The sequence below is a fragment of the Sphingomonas flavalba genome (assembly GCF_047553045.1).
Classification (GTDB): Bacteria; Pseudomonadota; Alphaproteobacteria; order Sphingomonadales; family Sphingomonadaceae; genus Sphingomonas_L; species Sphingomonas_L flavalba_A.
In genome coordinates this window covers 922,089-939,900 of the sequence record NZ_CP180208.1, presented here as the reverse complement: position 1 = coordinate 939,900, position 17,812 = coordinate 922,089, and the positions used below count along the sequence as shown (strand labels likewise).

Annotated in this window: 18 protein-coding genes; 12 read left to right on the top strand and 6 right to left on the bottom strand. The window is 66.3% G+C overall.

What is annotated here, in order from left to right; translation table 11 throughout:
• The first annotated feature begins 7 nt into the window (after positions 1-7).
• The 7 genes from ACMT1E_RS04295 to ACMT1E_RS04265 are packed head-to-tail and all read left to right on the top strand — an operon-like array spanning position 8 to position 5,342.
• Positions 8-2,035 carry a hypothetical protein gene (locus ACMT1E_RS04295; RefSeq protein ID WP_414902455.1) on the top strand — a complete coding sequence of 676 codons (2,028 nt, stop codon included), beginning with the start codon at positions 8-10 and terminating at the stop codon, positions 2,033-2,035.
• Positions 2,032-3,249, top strand: coding sequence for a nitrous oxide reductase family maturation protein NosD (locus ACMT1E_RS04290; RefSeq protein WP_414902454.1), 1,218 nt, complete (start codon positions 2,032-2,034; stop codon positions 3,247-3,249). The genes ACMT1E_RS04295 and ACMT1E_RS04290 overlap by 4 nt, the downstream gene beginning before the upstream one ends.
• Positions 3,246-3,554 (top strand): hypothetical protein, encoded by a 309-nt coding sequence (locus ACMT1E_RS04285; RefSeq protein ID WP_414902453.1) that lies wholly within the window; start codon positions 3,246-3,248, stop codon positions 3,552-3,554. The genes ACMT1E_RS04290 and ACMT1E_RS04285 overlap by 4 nt, the downstream gene beginning before the upstream one ends.
• Complete coding sequence (locus tag ACMT1E_RS04280; RefSeq protein WP_414902452.1) at positions 3,554-4,243, top strand: hypothetical protein; 690 nt, start codon at positions 3,554-3,556, stop codon at positions 4,241-4,243. Before ACMT1E_RS04285 ends, ACMT1E_RS04280 begins: the two co-directional genes overlap by 1 nt.
• Positions 4,240-4,617: a hypothetical protein gene (locus ACMT1E_RS04275; protein WP_414902451.1), complete on the top strand. Its 378-nt coding sequence runs from the start codon at positions 4,240-4,242 to the stop codon at positions 4,615-4,617. The genes ACMT1E_RS04280 and ACMT1E_RS04275 overlap by 4 nt, the downstream gene beginning before the upstream one ends.
• 12 nt (positions 4,618-4,629) lie before the next feature.
• Positions 4,630-4,965 carry a hypothetical protein gene (locus tag ACMT1E_RS04270; RefSeq protein WP_414902450.1) on the top strand — a complete coding sequence of 112 codons (336 nt, stop codon included), beginning with the start codon at positions 4,630-4,632 and terminating at the stop codon, positions 4,963-4,965.
• Positions 4,962-5,342, top strand: coding sequence for a hypothetical protein (locus ACMT1E_RS04265; protein WP_414902449.1), 381 nt, complete (start codon positions 4,962-4,964; stop codon positions 5,340-5,342). The genes ACMT1E_RS04270 and ACMT1E_RS04265 overlap by 4 nt, the downstream gene beginning before the upstream one ends.
• Before the next feature lie 60 nt (positions 5,343-5,402).
• Here ACMT1E_RS04265 and ACMT1E_RS04260 read toward each other — a convergent pair whose 3' ends face one another.
• Together ACMT1E_RS04260 and ACMT1E_RS04255 are read right to left on the bottom strand one after the other, a co-directional pair.
• The gene (locus ACMT1E_RS04260) at positions 5,403-5,540 is read right to left on the bottom strand and encodes a hypothetical protein (protein ID WP_414902448.1); all 138 of its coding nucleotides are present in this window, start codon (positions 5,538-5,540) and stop codon (positions 5,403-5,405) included.
• Between the two features lie 243 nt (positions 5,541-5,783).
• Complete coding sequence (locus ACMT1E_RS04255) at positions 5,784-6,302, bottom strand: FxDxF family PEP-CTERM protein (protein WP_414902447.1); 519 nt, start codon at positions 6,300-6,302, stop codon at positions 5,784-5,786.
• 249 nt (positions 6,303-6,551) lie between these two features.
• Between ACMT1E_RS04255 and ACMT1E_RS04250 the strand changes: the two genes are divergently transcribed.
• The 3 genes from ACMT1E_RS04250 to ACMT1E_RS04240 are packed head-to-tail and all read left to right on the top strand — an operon-like array spanning position 6,552 to position 9,428.
• Positions 6,552-7,604 carry a Ppx/GppA phosphatase family protein gene (locus tag ACMT1E_RS04250; RefSeq protein WP_414902446.1) on the top strand — a complete coding sequence of 351 codons (1,053 nt, stop codon included), beginning with the start codon at positions 6,552-6,554 and terminating at the stop codon, positions 7,602-7,604.
• The gene (locus ACMT1E_RS04245; protein ID WP_414902445.1) at positions 7,601-8,302 is read left to right on the top strand and encodes an RlmE family RNA methyltransferase; all 702 of its coding nucleotides are present in this window, start codon (positions 7,601-7,603) and stop codon (positions 8,300-8,302) included. The genes ACMT1E_RS04250 and ACMT1E_RS04245 overlap by 4 nt, the downstream gene beginning before the upstream one ends.
• Positions 8,303-8,354: 52 nt before the next feature.
• Positions 8,355-9,428: a phosphatase PAP2 family protein gene (locus ACMT1E_RS04240; RefSeq protein WP_414902444.1), complete on the top strand. Its 1,074-nt coding sequence runs from the start codon at positions 8,355-8,357 to the stop codon at positions 9,426-9,428.
• Between the two features lie 13 nt (positions 9,429-9,441).
• On the opposite strand, the gene ACMT1E_RS04235 is transcribed toward ACMT1E_RS04240, so the two are convergent.
• Genes ACMT1E_RS04235 through ACMT1E_RS04225 form a run of 3 tightly spaced genes read right to left on the bottom strand, consistent with a single transcriptional unit; the run spans position 9,442 to position 14,242 of the window.
• Positions 9,442-10,167, bottom strand: a complete 726-nt coding sequence (locus tag ACMT1E_RS04235) for a DsbA family protein (RefSeq protein ID WP_414902443.1) — start codon at positions 10,165-10,167, stop codon at positions 9,442-9,444.
• The gene (locus tag ACMT1E_RS04230) at positions 10,164-11,549 is read right to left on the bottom strand and encodes a M48 family metalloprotease (RefSeq protein WP_414902442.1); all 1,386 of its coding nucleotides are present in this window, start codon (positions 11,547-11,549) and stop codon (positions 10,164-10,166) included. The genes ACMT1E_RS04235 and ACMT1E_RS04230 overlap by 4 nt, the downstream gene beginning before the upstream one ends.
• A 59-nt stretch (positions 11,550-11,608) precedes the next feature.
• Positions 11,609-14,242, bottom strand: a complete 2,634-nt coding sequence (locus ACMT1E_RS04225) for an Rne/Rng family ribonuclease (protein ID WP_414902441.1) — start codon at positions 14,240-14,242, stop codon at positions 11,609-11,611.
• Positions 14,243-14,688: 446 nt separating this feature from the next.
• Between ACMT1E_RS04225 and ACMT1E_RS04220 the strand changes: the two genes are divergently transcribed.
• Positions 14,689-15,945, top strand: coding sequence for an N-acetylmuramoyl-L-alanine amidase (locus ACMT1E_RS04220; RefSeq protein ID WP_414902440.1), 1,257 nt, complete (start codon positions 14,689-14,691; stop codon positions 15,943-15,945).
• Positions 15,946-15,963: 18 nt separating this feature from the next.
• On the opposite strand, the gene ACMT1E_RS04215 is transcribed toward ACMT1E_RS04220, so the two are convergent.
• The gene (locus ACMT1E_RS04215; protein ID WP_414902439.1) at positions 15,964-16,737 is read right to left on the bottom strand and encodes an SDR family oxidoreductase; all 774 of its coding nucleotides are present in this window, start codon (positions 16,735-16,737) and stop codon (positions 15,964-15,966) included.
• Between the two features lie 103 nt (positions 16,738-16,840).
• Between ACMT1E_RS04215 and ACMT1E_RS04210 the strand changes: the two genes are divergently transcribed.
• Entirely contained in the window at positions 16,841-17,800 is a 960-nt protein-coding gene (locus ACMT1E_RS04210) for a LysR family transcriptional regulator (RefSeq protein WP_414902438.1), read from the top strand.
• Positions 17,801-17,812: the final 12 nt, after the last annotated feature.

The following is a 17,812-nucleotide window of genomic DNA, read 5'->3' as shown; positions in this document are numbered from 1 at the left end:
TGGCCCTGTGCCTCCGGCGCCTCTGGTCACGTCTATCGACGTGTCGGGCTGGACGGCTGCATGGGCTGACGGCACGCCGCCGACCTTCGACCCAGCCGGGAACCCGCAGTCTGTTTACGTGCTCCGGGCTGGATTCGGCGCGACCGGCGCGGCGACCACGCATCTCGACACGCTGATCGTCACCCGGCGACTGCGAGAGCCATGGCCCGATCAGGCGACGTGGACGGCTGGCACGGTGGTGCTGTCCGATTATGTCTATGCGACCGACACGATCGCGGGCGTCACCAACAACAGCACGGAGAGCAGCCCCAAGCCGGTCGCAAATTGGGGTACAACCGATCGGCAGGTTGTGGGTGACAGGCTTGTTGGCGAGATCATCGCCGGGCACCGCGACGCTCGCGATGGCAAGCCTGTCGCCTGCGTCGTCGTAACGGTGACAGATGGGACGACGACCGTCTCGCAGACCGTGTCGGCTATGGCCATCTCGCTCCGTCCCGGAGATAAGTGCCCGGTTCTGGTCTACCCCTACGATATAGATATTTCGTCGCTGAACGTCGGCCAGGTCACGAAGAACGCAAAAGTCTATCCGTGGGTAGGCGATGCGGCATCGGTACTCGATAGCTCTGCCGGGACTGCCAACAGCCGCGAGTTCTGCCCGCAGGTTTTTACGCACGATCCGGTGCTCGCCGCTAATCCGCCGCTGGCCTATATCTCGTCCTCCGGCAACGACGGGACCGGGGTCGTGTCGACCAGCGCCTCGACCGCGAAGGCCGCGCCGTTTGCGACTGTCACCGGCGCCCTGAACAAGCTGCGCTCGACCTATACGTACACCGATGGCTGCCGCATCCGCATCATGGACGCGGCCACTGTCGCCAACCCGACCTACAATCCGACCTGGCAGAGCGGCGCGGCGCTCATCATCGAGCGCGATCCCGATGTGCCGCGCGCCTCGGCGGTGCTGACCTTTGGCGCTGCGAACGTCAACATGTCGCAGACCTGGCTCGTCGTCCGCGACCTGACCGTAGCGCGGGCGGGTGTGTACGGGCTGAACGTCGCGACCGGCGGCAGGCTGATCCTGCGCGACGTCGACATGGACAACGCCTCGCACAATTCGGCGCTGATCGCAGCCAACAGCCTCTACATCGACGGCGGGGTGACGATCACTAACCCGGCCAGCAATGTGCTGAACGCCGGGTCGGCGGAAATTCGCATGGTACGTGGCCTGACCTACGGCGCGAACGGGCGCACGGACCCGATCGAGGGCTGGCTGGTTGCCGGGTGCGACCTGAAGGGCGTGCTGCTGGCCAACGGCGCGCGCGGGCAGTCCGGGATGATCGTCGTGTGCAACGCGATCCGGGGTGTTGGTGGGACGAACGGCGTTTTCAGCATCGGCACTACCGCTGACGTTAACGGCGCGCTGATCGCCAACAACCTGATCGAGTGGACGACGACCAGTTCCAGCCCGGCCTATCGCCCGTCGTCGGACAACGGCACGGGCAACATCACGCACCTGCTCGACTGGCACAACACCATCGTCGGCTATGGCAATACCGCCCGATCGAACATCCTCTACAACGAGACTGTCGGCACGTTGCGCGCGCATAAACTGTGCTCGTCGATCGGGTCGATCCATACCCAGATCAACACCAAACACGACGTGTTCTGCGGCGGCCGGGGCGATGTCGATGCATCCAGCAAGACGGGCGGCTGGCCCTACATGCTGGGCGTCGGTTGCCGTGGGACGGTGGCGCTATTCGTCGATGCAGGTGGCGGGACCTTCGCGCAGGAATACCCCGGCGAAAAGGCGCTGATCGGCGCCAGCGCGACCGTGATGGCCGACGTGCGATTTACCGACAACAAGGCGGTGACCGGCGCAGGGGCGGGCGCCGGCGACGGGGCCTACACGCTGGAGGCGGGCAGTGCGGCCTTCGACCGGATCTCGGCCGGACACGCGGTGCTGCCGTTCGACCTGGCTGGGGTGACGCGGCGCAACGATGGGACGGGCGCTGCGGGCGCTTATGAGAGGGCAGCATGAGCATCAACACGGCGGCCGAACTGCGCGCGGCGCTGAACACAGCTGAAGCCGGCGACGTCATCCAGCTGGGCGACATCGTCGGTCCCGTCTCGATCGGGCCGCTGTCGTTCGATCCGCCAGTGACGCTCCGGGGCGGCTCATTCAGCCTGACGGGGTCGCCAGCCGAATACACGCAGTTGCTGTGGCTCAACAAGGTCACCGGCCTGACGCTGGACGGCGTGCAGTGGCGCGGCGCCGGTGAGCGCGGCGGGCAGTTGGGCTGGGGCATCCGCGCAGACGATTGCTCGCGGCTGACAATCACCGGGTGCGACCTGACCATGCTCCACCGGGGCATGCTGCTGACCCGGTGCAGCGACGTGGTGGTGACCCGCAACCACATCCACGCGATCCGATCGGACGGGATCAACATCGCGCAGTGCGAGCGGGTCCATGTCCTCGACAACGTGATCATGGATTTCACGCCTGCGCCCGGCGACCACCCGGACGGCGCGCAGTTGTGGACGACCGGCACGACGCGCGGGTCGCGGGCGATCAGGATTGAGCGCAATCTCATCGCCGGGCTGGCGGGCCAGTTCCCCCAGGGCATTTTTATCAGCGACGAGCTGGCGCTCTACGAGAGCGACGCCGGCCATGACGGGATCACGATCGAGGGCAACACCATCGTCGGCAGCGCCTGGCACGGCATTCTGGTCGGCCCCGGCGTCAGCCGGCTGAGGGTTGCCGGCAATGATGTGGTCGGCACGACGGGCGCCACGATCAACGGCCAGCGGGTGACGCCGTGGATCAATCTGCCCGCCGACGCGATGGCGACGGGGAACATGGCGCCGCGCTATCTGATCGGCGGCAAGGATGGCGCGAGCGCCGGCAACGAGGTCAGCACCTATATTTCGCAGACCCGCGCCGACGAGGTTGTTGAGGACTGGTTGGTGCGGTGGGCCGAACGGGGCGACGCTGCGCCCCAGCCGGAACCCGATCCCGAGCCTCAGCCCGATCCGGTCCCCGCTGACCCTGCGCCGGTCGACCCGCCGCCGGTCGTGGCGCCGGCGCCTGGCATCGATGTGGCGGCGCTGCGGGCTTCGGTCGAATCGCTGCTGGCCACAGCGGTCAACGCCCGCGACCAGACCAATCAGGCCGAGAACGCACTGGGCCGGGCGCTCTACCGGCAGGACAAGGTGATCGCCGGGGCCAAGGCGCTGCTGGAGGCGCTGGGATGACCGCCGCCGCCGGCCAGTCGACCGATTTCGCGCTGGGCCGGATCGAAGGCCAGATGCGCGAGATGATCCACACGATGAACAACCTGAGCCAGAAAACCGACGCGCTGGTCATTGCCGTCACCGAGATGAAGGGCCTGCCGGCCGACGTCGCGGCGCTGGAGGCGCGGGTGACCGTGCTTGAGCGCGAGCGGGAGCGGCGCGCCGGGGCGATCGGCTTCGGCGGGTGGCTGCTGCGCTCGCCCCTGCTCGGCTGGCTGGCGACCGCCGCCGCATTCGTGTGGGCCTATCTGAAAGGACGTGGATGATGGCGACGCTCGCGGACATACAGCGTGCCGTCGGCGTGCCGGCGGACGGCAAGATCGGCCCGGTGACCCTCGCGGCCATTGCCAACGCGATCGGGCTGTCGGCGCCCAGGCCACGCGCGCTTCAGGATGCGGAGGCGTTCTTCTCGACCATCCGCCGGCCGCTGTTCGCCGGATCGCTGTCGCAGCCGCAGGTCGACGGGTTGACCCAGCTTCTCGCCGCGATGGGCGCGGCCGGCTGGTCGGTCGCCTGGGCGGCCTATGGGCTGGCGACCGCCTACCACGAAACGGCCAAGACGATGGCGCCGGTGCGCGAGGCGTACTGGTTGAGCGAGGAATGGCGGCGCAAGAACCTGCGCTATTACCCGCATTACGGGCGCGGCTATGTCCAGCTGACCTGGCCGGCGAACTACGCGCGCGTTGACCGCGATCTGGACCTGCGCGGCGCGCTGATCGCCGATCCTGACCTTGCCCTGCGCCCGGACATTGCCGCGCAGGTGCTGGTGCGGGGGATGACCGAGGGCTGGTTTTCGGAGGGCCATTCACTGGCCATCCACCTGCCGGTCGAGCGGGCGGCGCTGGCGCCGTTCACCGCGGCGCGGGCGATCATCAACGGGAGCGACCGGGCGGCAGATGTCGCCGGCATTGCCCTGCTGTTTCAGGATGCCTTGAGCGCGGGGGGATGGGCGTGACGATCCCCGGCTGGCCGCCCAAAGACCTCCGCGCGCTGCTCGCGCTGGTCGCATCGATCGCGGGCGCCGCCGTGCTGACCGGCTTTGCGGCGTGGCTGGTGTGGATCCTGTGGCGCGGCGGCTGGCCGGTGGCGACGGCGCCGATGCGCGTCGCGGCGCTGGCCCGCGCGCTGATGCTCGCCCTGCTCATCATCGGCGCGGTGCTGCTGTCGCTGGGGCTGGCGATCAACCGGCGGTCGATCAGGCTGGGGCGCGACGGATTCGAGGCGTCGGGCGGCGATGACGCGCCGCCAGTGGCGCGGGTGACGACAGAGACGACGGTGGTTGCCCCGCCGCCGATGGAACCGGGCCGCGCGGATCAGCGGCAAATCTGAAAGGACCTGATCGTGGCGAAAACCACATTAACCGACGGCTCTCCGGTGACTGCGGATCATCGGGAAATCGATCCGCAAACAGGACAGCAGAAGGCCTACGTTGTGCTGAGTGAGGAAGAACGGGCGAAAGGCTTCGTCGAGCCGGAACGGAGGACCTATGTCCACCTAAAATGCGGGCGCTCGACCACAATGGGACCTGCGCTGGCCGAAACCTATGCGCGCGACCCTCTTTTCTACACCGGCACATTTTGCGCCCATTGCCGCAGCCACTTCCCCGTCGGGCCGGACGGGGAATTCGTCTGGGCAGGGACTGATCAGAAAGTGGGGACGCGGAGTTCGGGTGCATGACCTGGCTGATCCGCCTGGCCCTGTCGGCCGGCGTCCCCGAGCGGCTGGCCCGGCCGGTGGTGATCGCGGCGCTGGTCGCGCTCGCCATCGTCGGGCTGGGCGTCGCCAAGTGCCGCTACGATGCGGCGCTGATCGCCCGACATGATGCCGAGGCGTCGACCAAGGCGCTGACCCGCGACGCAGCGGCCAAGGAACAGGCGGCGATCGAGCGCCGCGCCGACGATGCGGCTGTCGCCGCCCGAACGAAAGGACTGCAAGATGCGATCGATGCCGCGCCTGATGGCGCTCCCGGCCCTGCTACTGTCGCTCTCGGTTGTGAGCGGTTGCGGCGACAGGGTGCCGCCCCAGCCGATCTTCCCAGCGCGTGCAGACCTTGAGGTTGAGACCAAGCCGGTCGCGCCGCCGGAGATCGTCACCGACGACAAGGCGGCGGCGGGCTACAGCGCAGCGATCGAGGCATGGGGCGAGCGCGGCTGGCTGACCGTGGCGCGGATCTGCCGCTGGGCGCAGCGGAACGGGATGGCGGTGAGGTGCGCTCCGTAAAGCTGTGCGACGAAACGCGTAAAAAGACGCATAGTCGCACAGCTTTTATCCGCTAAGTCATTGAATGATATATGGCGTCGTCACACTTGCCGTTAGACGACGGGGCATCGGAGAGGCGGCTCTAAGGCGCGGATTTCGGCCGGTCAAGGGGCATGGCCGGCCGATCTGGCGAAAGCGCAGCTCGCTGTCTTCCTGCTTTCAACCGTAGCGCGCACGACACAAAAACGCCGCCGACCCGCAGGTCGGCGGCGCCTGAAACACCCCTTTATCGCCGCTTATGCGTAGGTGACACGCACCCGCCGCCGGCTGCGCAGTGCACCACCGACCAGACCGAATCCGGCGATCAGCAGCGCCCAGCTTTCCGGCTCCGGAACGGCGGCGCCCGGCCCCTTGGTGTAGATGACCTTGCCGCCATAGCTGGCATGGGCCTGTGCGATACCTTTCACCACCAGCTTCTGCGTACCAGCAGTGACCGGCAGGTCGATCAGCGTACGAAAATCGATCGCGCCGTCCGTGATAACGTCGAATGGCGTCCCGTTCAGCGTCACGGATGTGAACTGCAACGCGGTCCCCGTAAACCAGACCCCGGCCGACCCGATCGTGCTGATCACCGAACCATCGGCCACCGTGAACTCATATTCGTCGGTGAACTGGCCCGTTGCCGGGTCAAGATTTCCGAACAGCCCGACGAAAGTCCCAAAGCCGACGGGCAACAGATCGATCACCGTCGCCGCCTGCGCCGGTGCGGCAACCAGTGAAGCGGCGGCAGCGGTTGCGAGAAAAGAAAGCTTCATGAAATGACCCCCTGAATGAAATAGATCAGCGCTTCTCACCGTGCCCTTTCCGCAGCAGAATAAGCAACAGTTAACCATGACGCCAAAACCATTGTCCCGTTTCAGGACAGTCGTTCCGCACCCACAGTGTCTGCCGGTTCGCCATATGCCACCGGGATGCACGCTTGCCGCTGGTCCCGGCACAGGATAACGTCGGGGCAAGTACCGGCGGCGCCCCCGTTCCGGATGAAACATAGATTGGCCCGTTTGATGGTGGACCCTTCCACTGCGGTGCCGCTGCGGGCCGACGACACCCGGCCGCGCAGGGCGCGTCCCGTGACCCCGGTCTCGTTGCATGATCGCCGCGCTTATGGCGCGCTGGATCTCGGCACCAACAACTGCAGGCTGCTGATCGCCCGCCCCGCCGACGACGGCTTCGTCATCATCGATGCCTTTTCACGTATCGTCCGGCTTGGCGAAGGGTTAGCAAGCAACGGGCGGCTATGCGACGCAGCGATCGACCGCGCGGTTTCCGCGCTGGTCGTGTGTGGAGAAAAACTGCGCCGTCGCCGCGTCCACATCGCGCGATCGGTGGCGACGGAGGCCTGCCGTCAGGCGAGCAACGGCGCTCAATTCATCGAACGGGTCCGGCACGAAACCGGCATCGCTCTCGACATCATCTCGACCGAGGAAGAAGCACGGCTGGCGATGCTCGGCTGCAGCGCCCTGCTCGAACCCGGCGAAGCCCCGGCGCTGATCTTCGACATCGGCGGCGGCTCGACGGAATTGATCCTCGTCGACACGACCGGGCCGCAACCGCGCGCCGTCAACTGGTTCAGCGCCCCCTGGGGCGTCGTGTCACTGACCGAGGTCGAACCGACAGATCAGGCCGACGAGGCCGGGCGCATCGCCGCCTATGCACGGATGCGGGCGCGGGTCGCCGATGCCTTCGCACCATTCGCACCACATTTGCCGGCTGTCGCGACCGATGCAGCGCGCCTGCTCGGCACCAGCGGCACGGTCACCACCCTTGCCAGCGTCCATCTGCAACTGCCCAGTTACAATCGCCGCGCGATCGACGGACTGGTCGTACCAGCAGAGGCGATGCGCGGCATCAGTCAGCAACTGGCGGCATTGCCGGTTGCAGAACGCGCGCTATTGCCATGCATCGGCACAGAGCGCGCCGATCTGGTCGTCGCAGGCTGCGCGATATTGGAGGCAATTCTGGACATGTTTCCCGCTAAGCGGCTCTGCGTCGCCGATCGTGGCATTCGCGAAGGCATATTGCGCACGCTGATGGCGCGCGACGGATGCGGCTGGTGAGCCGGGGCCTCCCCCCCAGCGGCCACCAGCGGGTGCGCACCGCGCGCGGCCGCACCGCCGCCTCGACCCGCTGGCTGGAGCGCCAGCTGAACGACCCTTATGTCCGTAAGGCAAAGGCGGAGGGCTATCGCAGCCGCGCCGCCTACAAGCTGATCGAGCTCGACGAGCGATTCCGCCTCATCAAGGGAGCAAAGCGGGTTGTCGACCTCGGCGTCACCCCGGGCGGCTGGAGCCAGGTTGTCCGTAAGCTGGCGCCGGACGCGACCGTCGTCGGCATAGACCTTCTGCCGACAGACCCGCTTGACGGTGTGATCCTGTTCCAGATGGATTTCACCGACGACCGCGCCCCGGACCTGCTGATCGAAGCACTCGGCGGCGCGCCGGATCTGGTGCTGTCCGACATGGCAGCCAACACCGTCGGCCATGCCCAGACCGATCACCTGCGCACAATGGGCCTGGTCGAGACGGCGGCGCAGTTCGCGGTCGACACGCTGCGCCCCGGCGGGGCCTTCATCGCCAAGGTGCTTGCCGGTGGCGCTGACAACGCGCTCGTTGCCGAGCTGAAACGCAATTTCGCGACGGTGAAGCACGCCAAGCCACCCGCCAGCCGCAAGGAATCGTCCGAATGGTACGTGATCGCTCAAGGGTTCAAGGGGCGGCAGACGGGGTCGACAACAACGGCGCCTGACCCTCGATAACCGAACGTAAAGCCCTGATCGGGCATTCGGGCGCGGGAAAGGATATGCCCGCGTGCGCAACTGGCGCCTGGATCATGCTCCATTGATGCTGGCCGGCGCATATATGATCGCCGTCGTCGCCCTGTGCCGCCCGCAGTTGCCCGCGCTGCTTCAGTTTCTGGCCGGCTATGCGCTGTCGCTTTTCTCGGTGTGGGCAATGGTCGGGCTTTGCGTCCTGCTCGGCGCCACGATCAGGGCGCAGCGCGGCGGCAGTGGCACATCCGCATCGGCCATCGCCCGCCGCTTCATCGCGCGAAGCTGGGCGGCAGACCGCGGGCTGTCGGTCCTCTCACCGCTGCTGACAGTCGTCCTGCTGCTATGCAGCTACAACATCTACAAGGCCTTCTACCTGCCGACGGCGGGCTTCTGGTTCGAAGGCTATGCCGACGCCGCCGACCGCCTGCTGTTCGGCGGCGATGCCTGGCGCCTGACCCACGCCGCGCTGCCCAGTCCATGGGCAACACAAGCCATCGACATGGCCTATCACGGCTGGTTTCTACCAATGGTCGTCGGCGTCGCTCTCTGCTCCTTCGCACCACCTCAGGCCCGGCTCCGCCAACGCTATCTGCTCGCCTATGTGCTGCTGTGGATCGTGCAGGGATCAATCCTTGCCTATCTGATGCCGGCGGCCGGTCCCTGCTTTTATGGCGCGTTTCAGGCCGATCCGAGTCGGTTTGCCGCGCTGACCAGCCTGCTTGACGGCCAGAACCGCTTCCTCCTCGCCCAGGGCGCGCCCGGACTATACGCCCTCGTCTACCAGAACGCCCTGCTATCGCTTCATCACGCACCGGAAATGGCGATGGGCGCTGGCATTTCCGCGATGCCGTCAATGCACAACGCGATGGCGGTGCTGTTCGCCTGCGCAGCCTGGGCATGCGATCGTCGTCTCGGCGTTGCTGCCGCGCTCTATGCGCTGCTCATCTGGATCGGTTCGGTTCATCTCGGCTGGCATTATGCGGCAGACGGCATCGTCGCCGCCGCCCTTACACTTGCCACCTGGACCGCCCTTGCCCGCCTGCCGGCCTCGCGCCCGCTCTCAACCAGCAAACGATCGGGTGCGATGGCCGCTCAACCGGCCGCCATTTGATCCCGAGCGGGGGTCAATCCCCTGCCCGCGCCTCATCGACCGCCTTTTTCAACCTATCGTAGCCAACCGCGCCGGACAGCACCTTGTCACCGACGACCCAGGCCGGCGTGCCGCTGATGCCCAGCGCCCGCGCCAGGCGGACATTACCGGCGAGCTCTGCCTCGACCGGCGGCGAGTGCGTGGCCGTCGTGACCGCCGCGCTATCCAGCCCGGCTTTGCGCGATGCCGCCTCAATCGTGGCTTCAGCGGGACGACCGGCTGCGTACATCGCGTCGTGGAAAGCGCCAAACCGGTTCAGACCGGCTGCGGCCAGACTGACACGTGCGGCATCCTCGCTCGCCTCACTCAGAATCGGCAGTTCGCGGAACACCACTTTCACCCGCTTGTCGGCCGCCACCAGACGCTGAACGTCAGGCAGGCTGGCCCGGCAATAACCACAGGCATAGTCGAAGAACTGGACGAGGACGACATCGCCGTCCTTCGCTCCGCTCCATGCACCGGCAAACGGCGTTTCCAGCGCCTTGCGGTTGCTGGCGATCGCCTTCGCCGTCTCCCGCTCGTGCAGTTTCTCCATCGCTTCTGGGATAACTTCCGGATTGTCGAGCAGATAGGCGCGCACCTGGTTGCCGGCAGTCGCCTCATCCGCCGGGCGCATCGCCACCGTCACGACAATCGCGGTCACCGCCGCAGAGCCGAGCGCGACTGCGCCCAGCAATTTCCAACCCGGTCCGCCGCTCATCGTCTCCGTTTCCTGTTCTCGGCCGCCGCGCGGGAGACCATTACAATGTCCTGGGCACGCAGCCAGTCCGGCGTGCCCGTTTTCAAACCATTCAGCGCCTGTTGCGCGTTGACCAGCGCCAGCCCCGGCTGATCGATCAGATTATAGCGTTCCGCCGTCGCCAGCGCAGCCCGCGGCTGGTCGCCTTCGCGGTCGTAGACGATGCCGAGCTGGTACCAGGCAAAAGGATTGTCGTTATCCCGCGCCACCGCGGCCTTCAGCACCCGGCGTGCCTCGTCGAAATGCGCCGGGTCCTCGGTGGAGATTAGCGCATGGCCCAGCATTGCGGCGATCAGCGGCTGGTTCCGCGTTTCCGCCACCGCCTCCCGCAACGGCGCAATCGCATCCTTCGGCCGACCGGATTCAAGCAGAACCTGTCCCTTCAACTCAAGAAAATACGGGTCATCCGGCTGGGCCTCGAGCAGCGCATCAACCTCCGCCACCGCTTTTTCCGGGTAAGCGGACTTATGATAGGCGTAAGCGCGAGCATAGCGGGCCGGGACGCTCCTGTCGCTTTCCGGATAGCTGCGCAGGGTCGCCTTAGGATCGGACACGAAACCGACCAGTTTCGCTTTCACCCGCCTGAAACGGGCCTCCATCTCCGGGTCTGCCGGTGTGTTCCAGGCCGGATCGCTATGATAGCGGCCGATCAGGAACTGAATGCGCTCGCCGGTCATCGGATGGGTATAGGCGAAACTGTCGCGGTCGATGGTGTAACCGTAACGGTATTCCAGATTCTGCAATTTCTTGAAGAACGACAGCGAGCCGCGCCCGCTGATCCCGGCCCGGCTCAGGTAAGAGGCGCCAGCCTCATCCGCCGCCGCCTCCTGGGTCCGGGTAAAGGCAAGGAATTTACCGGTCGCCGCGTGCTGGCCGGCGGCCATGATACCGGCACCGGCTTCGCCCGCCCCAGCCGCCATCGCCGCGACGCCAAGCAACAGGCTGACCAGCGTAATGCCGGTTGCGGTCTTGATACCCTCGCCAATACGGATGATGTGACCACCGACAATATGGCCCAGTTCGTGGGCGATCACCCCCTGAACTTCCTCTGCCGAGTCCGCCGCCGCGATCAGCCCGCTGTGAAGGTAGACGATCTGGCCACCGGCGACGAAGGCGTTGATGTTGGCGTCGTTGATGATGACGACCTGGACGTTACGCGGATCGAGCCCGGCGGCCACGATCAACGGACGGGAAAGATCAGCAAACAGCGCCTCGGATTCGGCATCGCGCAGCAGCGACTGAGCGAAGGCTGGCTGGAAAGAAAGAGCGAGGGACAGGCACAGGGTCAGCAGACCACGCACGATCGCGTGCAGTCCGCCGCCCCGGTCACCTGTCCCAGCCATCACGCACTCCTGCCCGATACGGCCTGAACCACGCCTGACCGTCCGTTGGCCGCCGACGCTTACTCCGACGCGCCGAAGGTCCGCTGCCACCAGCCACGGCGCGGCTGGTCGTTCTCGTCATTGGCCGCGTCGCCCGTCGCTTCCGCCGCCGCAACAGCAGCCGGCGGCGCCTCAGCTTCGGCAGGCGCCGCGGCGGCAGCCGCCTTCTTGGCAGGTGCCCGGCGGGTCCGCTTCGGCTTCTCCGGCGCCGGTTCAGCGGCGGTATCCGCCGTGACCACCTCAGCGGGCACCGCCTTGGCCGCCGCTGTTTTGGCCGGCGCCTTGCGGCGCGGTGCGCGCTTCGGCTTCTCGGCAACTTCCGGTTCCGCCGCCGGCTCCGGCACCTCCGGCGCTATCGGTTCCACGACCGGCTCAGCCACGTTTTCCTCCACCGGCTCGGCCTTGCGTGCTCGCGGGCGACGACGGGTCGTCTTGACCGGCGCCTCCTCGACCGGCGCGGTTACCGGCACAGCCGCTTCCGGCTCCGCCGCCACCTCCGGCGCGCCCTCAATCACAGCATCCGCATCCGCGTTCGCATCGGCAGTTTCCACCGAGGCATCGCCAGCGTGCCGACGACGACCACCCCGGCGACCGCGCCGACTGCGGCGGCCGCGGCCCTCACCACCATCATCGTCACCGGCGCCTTCCGGCGCGGCGTCGGCATCTGCCTGGCCTGCGTCGTCCGCTTCGACCTCGACCGGCTCGGCATCCGCCTCGCCCTCGGCGTCATGATGGCTATCCTGACCGTTCGTTTCGCCGTCGTCGCGCCGGCCGCGCCGACCGCGACGACGGCGGCGGCGACGGCCCCGTCCCTCGCCATCCTCACCGCGGGAGCGGCCATCGCCATCGCCACGCGCTGCTTCGGCCTCGGCCTCGTTCTCCTCCTCGTCGACCTCCTCGACGAAATCCTCCTCATCCTCCTCAATCGGCGGCGGGGTGAAGCGCGGGGCATGCGCCGGCGGCGGGCCACTCGACTCGACGCTCATCCGCGCGCCTTCCGCCTCACCGTCCTGCACCACCTCGATGCGGACGCCATAGCGATCCTCGACCTCGGCCAGTTCGGCGCGCTTGTGGTTCAGCACGTAGAAGGCCGCTTCCTGGCTGGCGCGCAGCAAAAGTCGGGACCCGCGCCCGCGCGCCGCCTCGTCCTCCAGCATGCGCAGCGCCGACAGGCCGGCCGACGACGCGGTGCGGACCAGGCCGGTGCCCTCGCAATGCGGGCAAACCCGCGTCGATGCTTCCAGAACGCCGGTGCGCAGGCGCTGGCGGCTCATCTCCATCAGCCCGAATGAACTGATCCGGCCGACCTGGATGCGGGCACGGTCATTGGCCAGCGCCGCCTTCATCGCCTTTTCGACCTTACGGACGTTGGAGTTGTTCTCCATGTCGATGAAGTCGATGACGACCAGCCCGGCCATGTCGCGCAATCGCAGCTGGCGGGCGATCTCGTGCGCCGCCTCCAGATTGGTCGAAACGGCTGTCGCCTCGATGCCGTGCTCGCGGGTGGAGCGGCCGGAGTTGATGTCGATCGACACCAGCGCCTCGGTCGGGTTGATGACCAGATAGCCGCCGGACTTCAGCTGGACCAGCGGCTGGTACATCTGCGAAAGCTGATCCTCGACGCCGTAACGCTGGAACAGCGGCACCGCGTCGGCATAGGCCTGCACCCGCCGCGCGTGGCTGGGCATCAGCAGCTTCATGAAATCCTTGGCGAGGCGGTAACCCTCCTCACCCTCGACGATCACTTCATCGATGTCGCGGTTGTAGATGTCGCGGATCGCCCGCTTGATAAGGTCGCTGTCACCGTAGATCAGCGCCGGCGCCGACGACTGCAGCGTCGTCTCGCGGATGCCGTCCCACAGCCGGGCGAGATAGTCGAAATCGCGCTTGATCTCAGTCTTGGTACGCTGAAGCCCGGCGGTGCGAACAATGCAGCCCATCGTCTTCGGCAGGTTCAGATCCGCCATCATCGCCTTCAACCGGCGACGGTCGGCAGCGTCGGAAATCTTGCGGCTGATCCCGCCACCATGGGCGGTATTGGGCATCAGCACACAATAGCGACCGGCCAGCGACAGATAGGTGGTCAGCGCCGCGCCCTTGTTGCCCCGCTCCTCTTTCACGACCTGCACCAGCAGCACCTGCCGCCGGCGGATCACGTCCTGAATCTTGTAGCGGCGACGTAGGTTCATTCGCTTCTGGCGGAGGGTTTCAGCGGCATTGTCGTCGACGCCGGCATCATTGCCCTCAGCCGACGTATCATCATCGCCGTTATCACCATCGTCACCGACATCGTCGCCGTCGCCGACTTCCTCCGCTGCATCTTCGTCGTCGTGCTCGGCGGAACGCAACGCCTCCTCGGCGGCGGCATGCTCCGCTTCCTCGCGCAGCAACGCCTCGCGATCCTCTTTCGGGATCTGGTAGTAATCAGGATGGATTTCGCTGAACGCGAGGAAACCATGGCGGTTACCGCCATAATCGACGAACGCCGCCTGCAGCGACGGTTCGACGCGGGTCACCTTTGCTAGATAGATATTACCCTTGAGCTGCTTGCGCTCGGCAGATTCGAAATCAAGCTCCTCGATACGGTTTCCCTTGACGACGGCCACGCGGGTTTCCTCCCGGTGGCGCGCGTCGATCAACATGCGCATGGTCATTTATGATACTCCGGGCGCGCCTGGGCGGGGCACTGGCCGCCGCCGGCACGCGGTTGAATGGAGACGGCGGCGCCGTGCCGGTGGGCACAGCGGCCGTCTTGTTGGTTACAAAAGAAATTGCCTCTGCTGCCGGGGCACGGACGGACTCGTGGCCCGCCCAACGCCCCCATCCGCACGCACCGCCGGCCGAAGCCTTGCGATGGACGTTGGGGGAAAAATGCCTCATTGCAGCGTCAACCTGATGGATCGCCGGGAAAATCGGGCGATCTTCGAACCGGCGCCTGCCGGTACTGGCATTAGCTAGCATCGGCCCGTCGCAACGGCAACCACGGCCACGAATATTTCCTTTCCGGGTCATCGCCATCGGGCGATTAACGATGTGTTTAGACTTTTATCCGAGGAATGGTTAACAACGCATTGCAAACGCGTCAGGGAGCGCGGAAGACATGATTTTGAGCTGGACCGCTCGACGATCCACGCGGCAAGGGACGGGCATGGCTGCCATGCTGTTGATCATCGCCGCTCTCCTTGTCGGCCACCCGGCGGCGGCCGCGACAATTCGTAGCGTCGACGCGACAGCCACCGCAATCACCATCCGTTTCGACGGGCCGATACCCAGCGCCTCCGCCTTCATGGTCGACGGACCTAACCGTATTGCCGTCGACGTCGCCGGCGTCGAACCGGGCGCGGCGGCCAACCCCGGCGGCGCCGTCGTCCGCATCCGTCAGGGCCGCTTCAACCCTACGACGGCGCGCCTTGTCTTCGATCTGTCGGCACCGGTGGTCGTCGCGGACGGCAGCTTCTCGGCCGATGGCGGCACCCTCACCCTCGCCCTGCGCCCGGTCAGCCAGAGCCGTTTCATCGCTGCGGTGCGACAGGGGCGCAGCAACTTCCTGGCGCCCGCCGGGCTTCGCAGCGCCACCGCCAACCGTCGCTACAGCGTCACCGTCCCGCTCGATCCGCCGCGCAAGGCGGTCGCCCTCCCTGCGGTTGCCGGCCCGTCCGACGACAGCCGGCCGCTGGTCGTAATCGACGCCGGACATGGCGGCCACGATCCGGGCGCCCTGTCTCCGACAAAGGGTTCGCGGGAAAAGGACATCACCCTTGCCGTCGCCCGCGCGATCCGCGACGAACTGGTCAAGGGCGGACGCGTCCGCGTCGCCCTGACCCGCGACGACGATCGCTATCTCGTTCTACGCGAACGCTTCGAAATCGCGCGGCGGCTTGGCGCCGATCTGTTCATCTCGATCCATGCCGATAGCGCGCCGTCGATCGATGCCCGCGGCGCCACGATCTACACCCTGTCCGAAGTCGCTTCCGATCGCGAAGCCGCACTGCTCGCCCAGCGCGAAAACAAGGCCGACATCGTCCACGGCGTAAACCTGAGCGGTGAGAATGCCGACGTTGCCTCGATCCTAATCGATCTCGCCCAGCGTGAGACGATGAACACCGCCGCCAGCTTCGCTCGCCTTCTCCAGCGCGAAGCGGCAGCCGACGTGCCATTCCGCGCCACCCCGCACCGCATGGCGTCGCTGATGGTGCTGAAGGCTCCGGACGTGCCGTCGCTGCTGTTCGAATGCGGCTACATCACCAATGACGAAGACCTGGCGTTCATCAGTTCGAAGAAAGGCCGCGACAGCATCGCCCGCGGTTTTCGCCAGGCGCTCGAAATCCACTTCGCCCGCCAGATGGCATCGCGCTAGGTCTTTTCCCGGACGCCCTTATTTCGTCGTATAGCCGCCGTTGACGAGGATGGTCTGGCCGGTCATCCACCAACCGTCGGTCACCAGAAAGCGGATCCACGGCACGATGTCACCGATGTCGGTCAGTCCGGTCGGCGAGAATGGCGACAACGCCGCCGCGCCTTTGTGATAGGCCACGGCATCGGCGCCCTCGGCCGGGTAGAAGAACGGCGTGTCCATCGGCCCCGGCCCGATCGCGGTGACCGATATGCCGCGCTCGCCCAGTTCCTTTGCTGCCGCCCTGGTATAATGCTCCACCGGTGCCTTGGTCCCCGCATAGGATGCGTAGAACGGCGTGAACGCACCGAGCAGCGACGTGACCAGCGTGCAGATCTTGCCATTGTCGTTCAGCGATTTGCCCGCCTCCTTGATGAAGAAAAAGGCCGCCTTGGAATTGACCGCGCTCATTGCGTCGAACTCGGCCTCGCTGATTTCGGCCATCGGCTTCTTCAGCACCTTGCCGACGGTGTTGACCGCGATGTCGATGCTGCCCATCGCGCGCCGCGCCTCGGCGAACAACGCCTCAAGCGCAGCCGCCGCGGTCAGATCGGCCTGAAACACGTAGCCGTCGGCGCCGGCGGCGCGGATCGCGGCGAGCGTCTCTTCCGCCGCCGGCCGGGCCGCGTCGCTGTTGTAATGGATCGCCACTGCCTTCGCGCCATGCGCGGCTAGATCACGAGCCAGCAACCCGCCCAGATTCTTCGCGCCGCCGGCGATCAGTACGGTTTTCCCCTTAATTGTATGGTCGGCCATTTTCCCTCCTCATTGCGGCGATCGCTTGGAGCAGACAGATTATTCGCCAGCACTTTGTTATAAAGCTGCAATCTCTGACATCATCTGTCAGGATAGCCGACGAATGGACCGGATCGATCTCTTCCGTATCTTCGCCCGCGTCGTCGAATGCGCCAGCTTCACCCGCGCGGCGCAAACGCTGGGCCTGCCCCGCTCCTCGGTGTCGGCGGCGGTGATCGAGCTGGAGGCGCGGCTCGGCACCCGCCTGCTCCACCGCACCACCCGCCGGGTTGCCCCAACACCGGACGGCACCGCCTTCTACGAGCGCTGCCTTCGACTTGTTGCCGACGTCGAGGACGCGGAGTCGCTGTTCCGTGACAGTACGGAAGGTCCGTCGGGCGCGTTGCGGATCGACGTTCCCGGCCGCATCGGCCGGCTGATCGTCGCACCGGCACTCGGCGAATTCCTGGACGCTTATCCGGGGATGACAATCAGTCTTGGCGTATCAGACCGGCCGGTCGACCTGATCGGGGAAAGTGTCGACTGCGCGCTGCGCGTCGGCACGGTCACCGAACCTGGCCTGGTCGCGCGGACGATCGGCGTCCTGCCGCTGGTGAACGTCGCCAGCCCCACCTATCTTGGCCGCCACGGCACGCCGGAAAGCCCGGCCGACCTGCCCGCCCATTTCGCGGTCGGCTACGCGTCGCCAGCCGGTGGCGGATCGGAGGCGTGGGAATGGCTTGAAAACGGCATCCACCGGTCGCTACCGATGCGCGCTCGCGTTACCGCTAACAATGCGGAGGCCTATATCGCCTGCTGCCTTGCCGGGCTGGGGCTGATCCAGATCCCAGCCTACGATGTGAAGGCGCATATCGACCGTGGCGAACTGGTCGACCTGATGCCCATGTATCGCGCCGCACCGATGCCAATGCACCTCGTTTATTCCCACCGCCGCCATCTGTCCCGCCGATTGCGCGTCTTTACGGACTGGCTGGAAGCGCTGCTGCGGCGATCGATCGAGCCGTCGACCAACACATCCCTGCCCGTCGCATCCCCCGCTGGCAAAGCGCGCGAACTTTGCTAGAGCCGCAGTCAG

Coding starts and splice junctions, on each gene's coding strand:
- ACMT1E_RS04290 (WP_414902454.1), top strand. CDS start 2,032: ATGAGCATCAACACGGCGGCCGAACTGCGCGCGGCGCTGAACACAGCT.
- ACMT1E_RS04285 (WP_414902453.1), top strand. CDS start 3,246: ATGACCGCCGCCGCCGGCCAGTCGACCGATTTCGCGCTGGGCCGGATC.
- ACMT1E_RS04280 (WP_414902452.1), top strand. CDS start 3,554: ATGGCGACGCTCGCGGACATACAGCGTGCCGTCGGCGTGCCGGCGGAC.
- ACMT1E_RS04265 (WP_414902449.1), top strand. CDS start 4,962: ATGACCTGGCTGATCCGCCTGGCCCTGTCGGCCGGCGTCCCCGAGCGG.
- ACMT1E_RS04260 (WP_414902448.1), bottom strand. CDS start 5,540: ATGCGTCTTTTTACGCGTTTCGTCGCACAGCTTTACGGAGCGCACCTC.
- ACMT1E_RS04255 (WP_414902447.1), bottom strand. CDS start 6,302: ATGAAGCTTTCTTTTCTCGCAACCGCTGCCGCCGCTTCACTGGTTGCC.
- ACMT1E_RS04250 (WP_414902446.1), top strand. CDS start 6,552: ATGGTGGACCCTTCCACTGCGGTGCCGCTGCGGGCCGACGACACCCGG.
- ACMT1E_RS04235 (WP_414902443.1), bottom strand. CDS start 10,167: ATGAGCGGCGGACCGGGTTGGAAATTGCTGGGCGCAGTCGCGCTCGGC.
- ACMT1E_RS04230 (WP_414902442.1), bottom strand. CDS start 11,549: ATGGCTGGGACAGGTGACCGGGGCGGCGGACTGCACGCGATCGTGCGT.
- ACMT1E_RS04225 (WP_414902441.1), bottom strand. CDS start 14,242: ATGACCATGCGCATGTTGATCGACGCGCGCCACCGGGAGGAAACCCGC.
- ACMT1E_RS04220 (WP_414902440.1), top strand. CDS start 14,689: ATGATTTTGAGCTGGACCGCTCGACGATCCACGCGGCAAGGGACGGGC.
- ACMT1E_RS04215 (WP_414902439.1), bottom strand. CDS start 16,737: ATGGCCGACCATACAATTAAGGGGAAAACCGTACTGATCGCCGGCGGC.
- ACMT1E_RS04210 (WP_414902438.1), top strand. CDS start 16,841: ATGGACCGGATCGATCTCTTCCGTATCTTCGCCCGCGTCGTCGAATGC.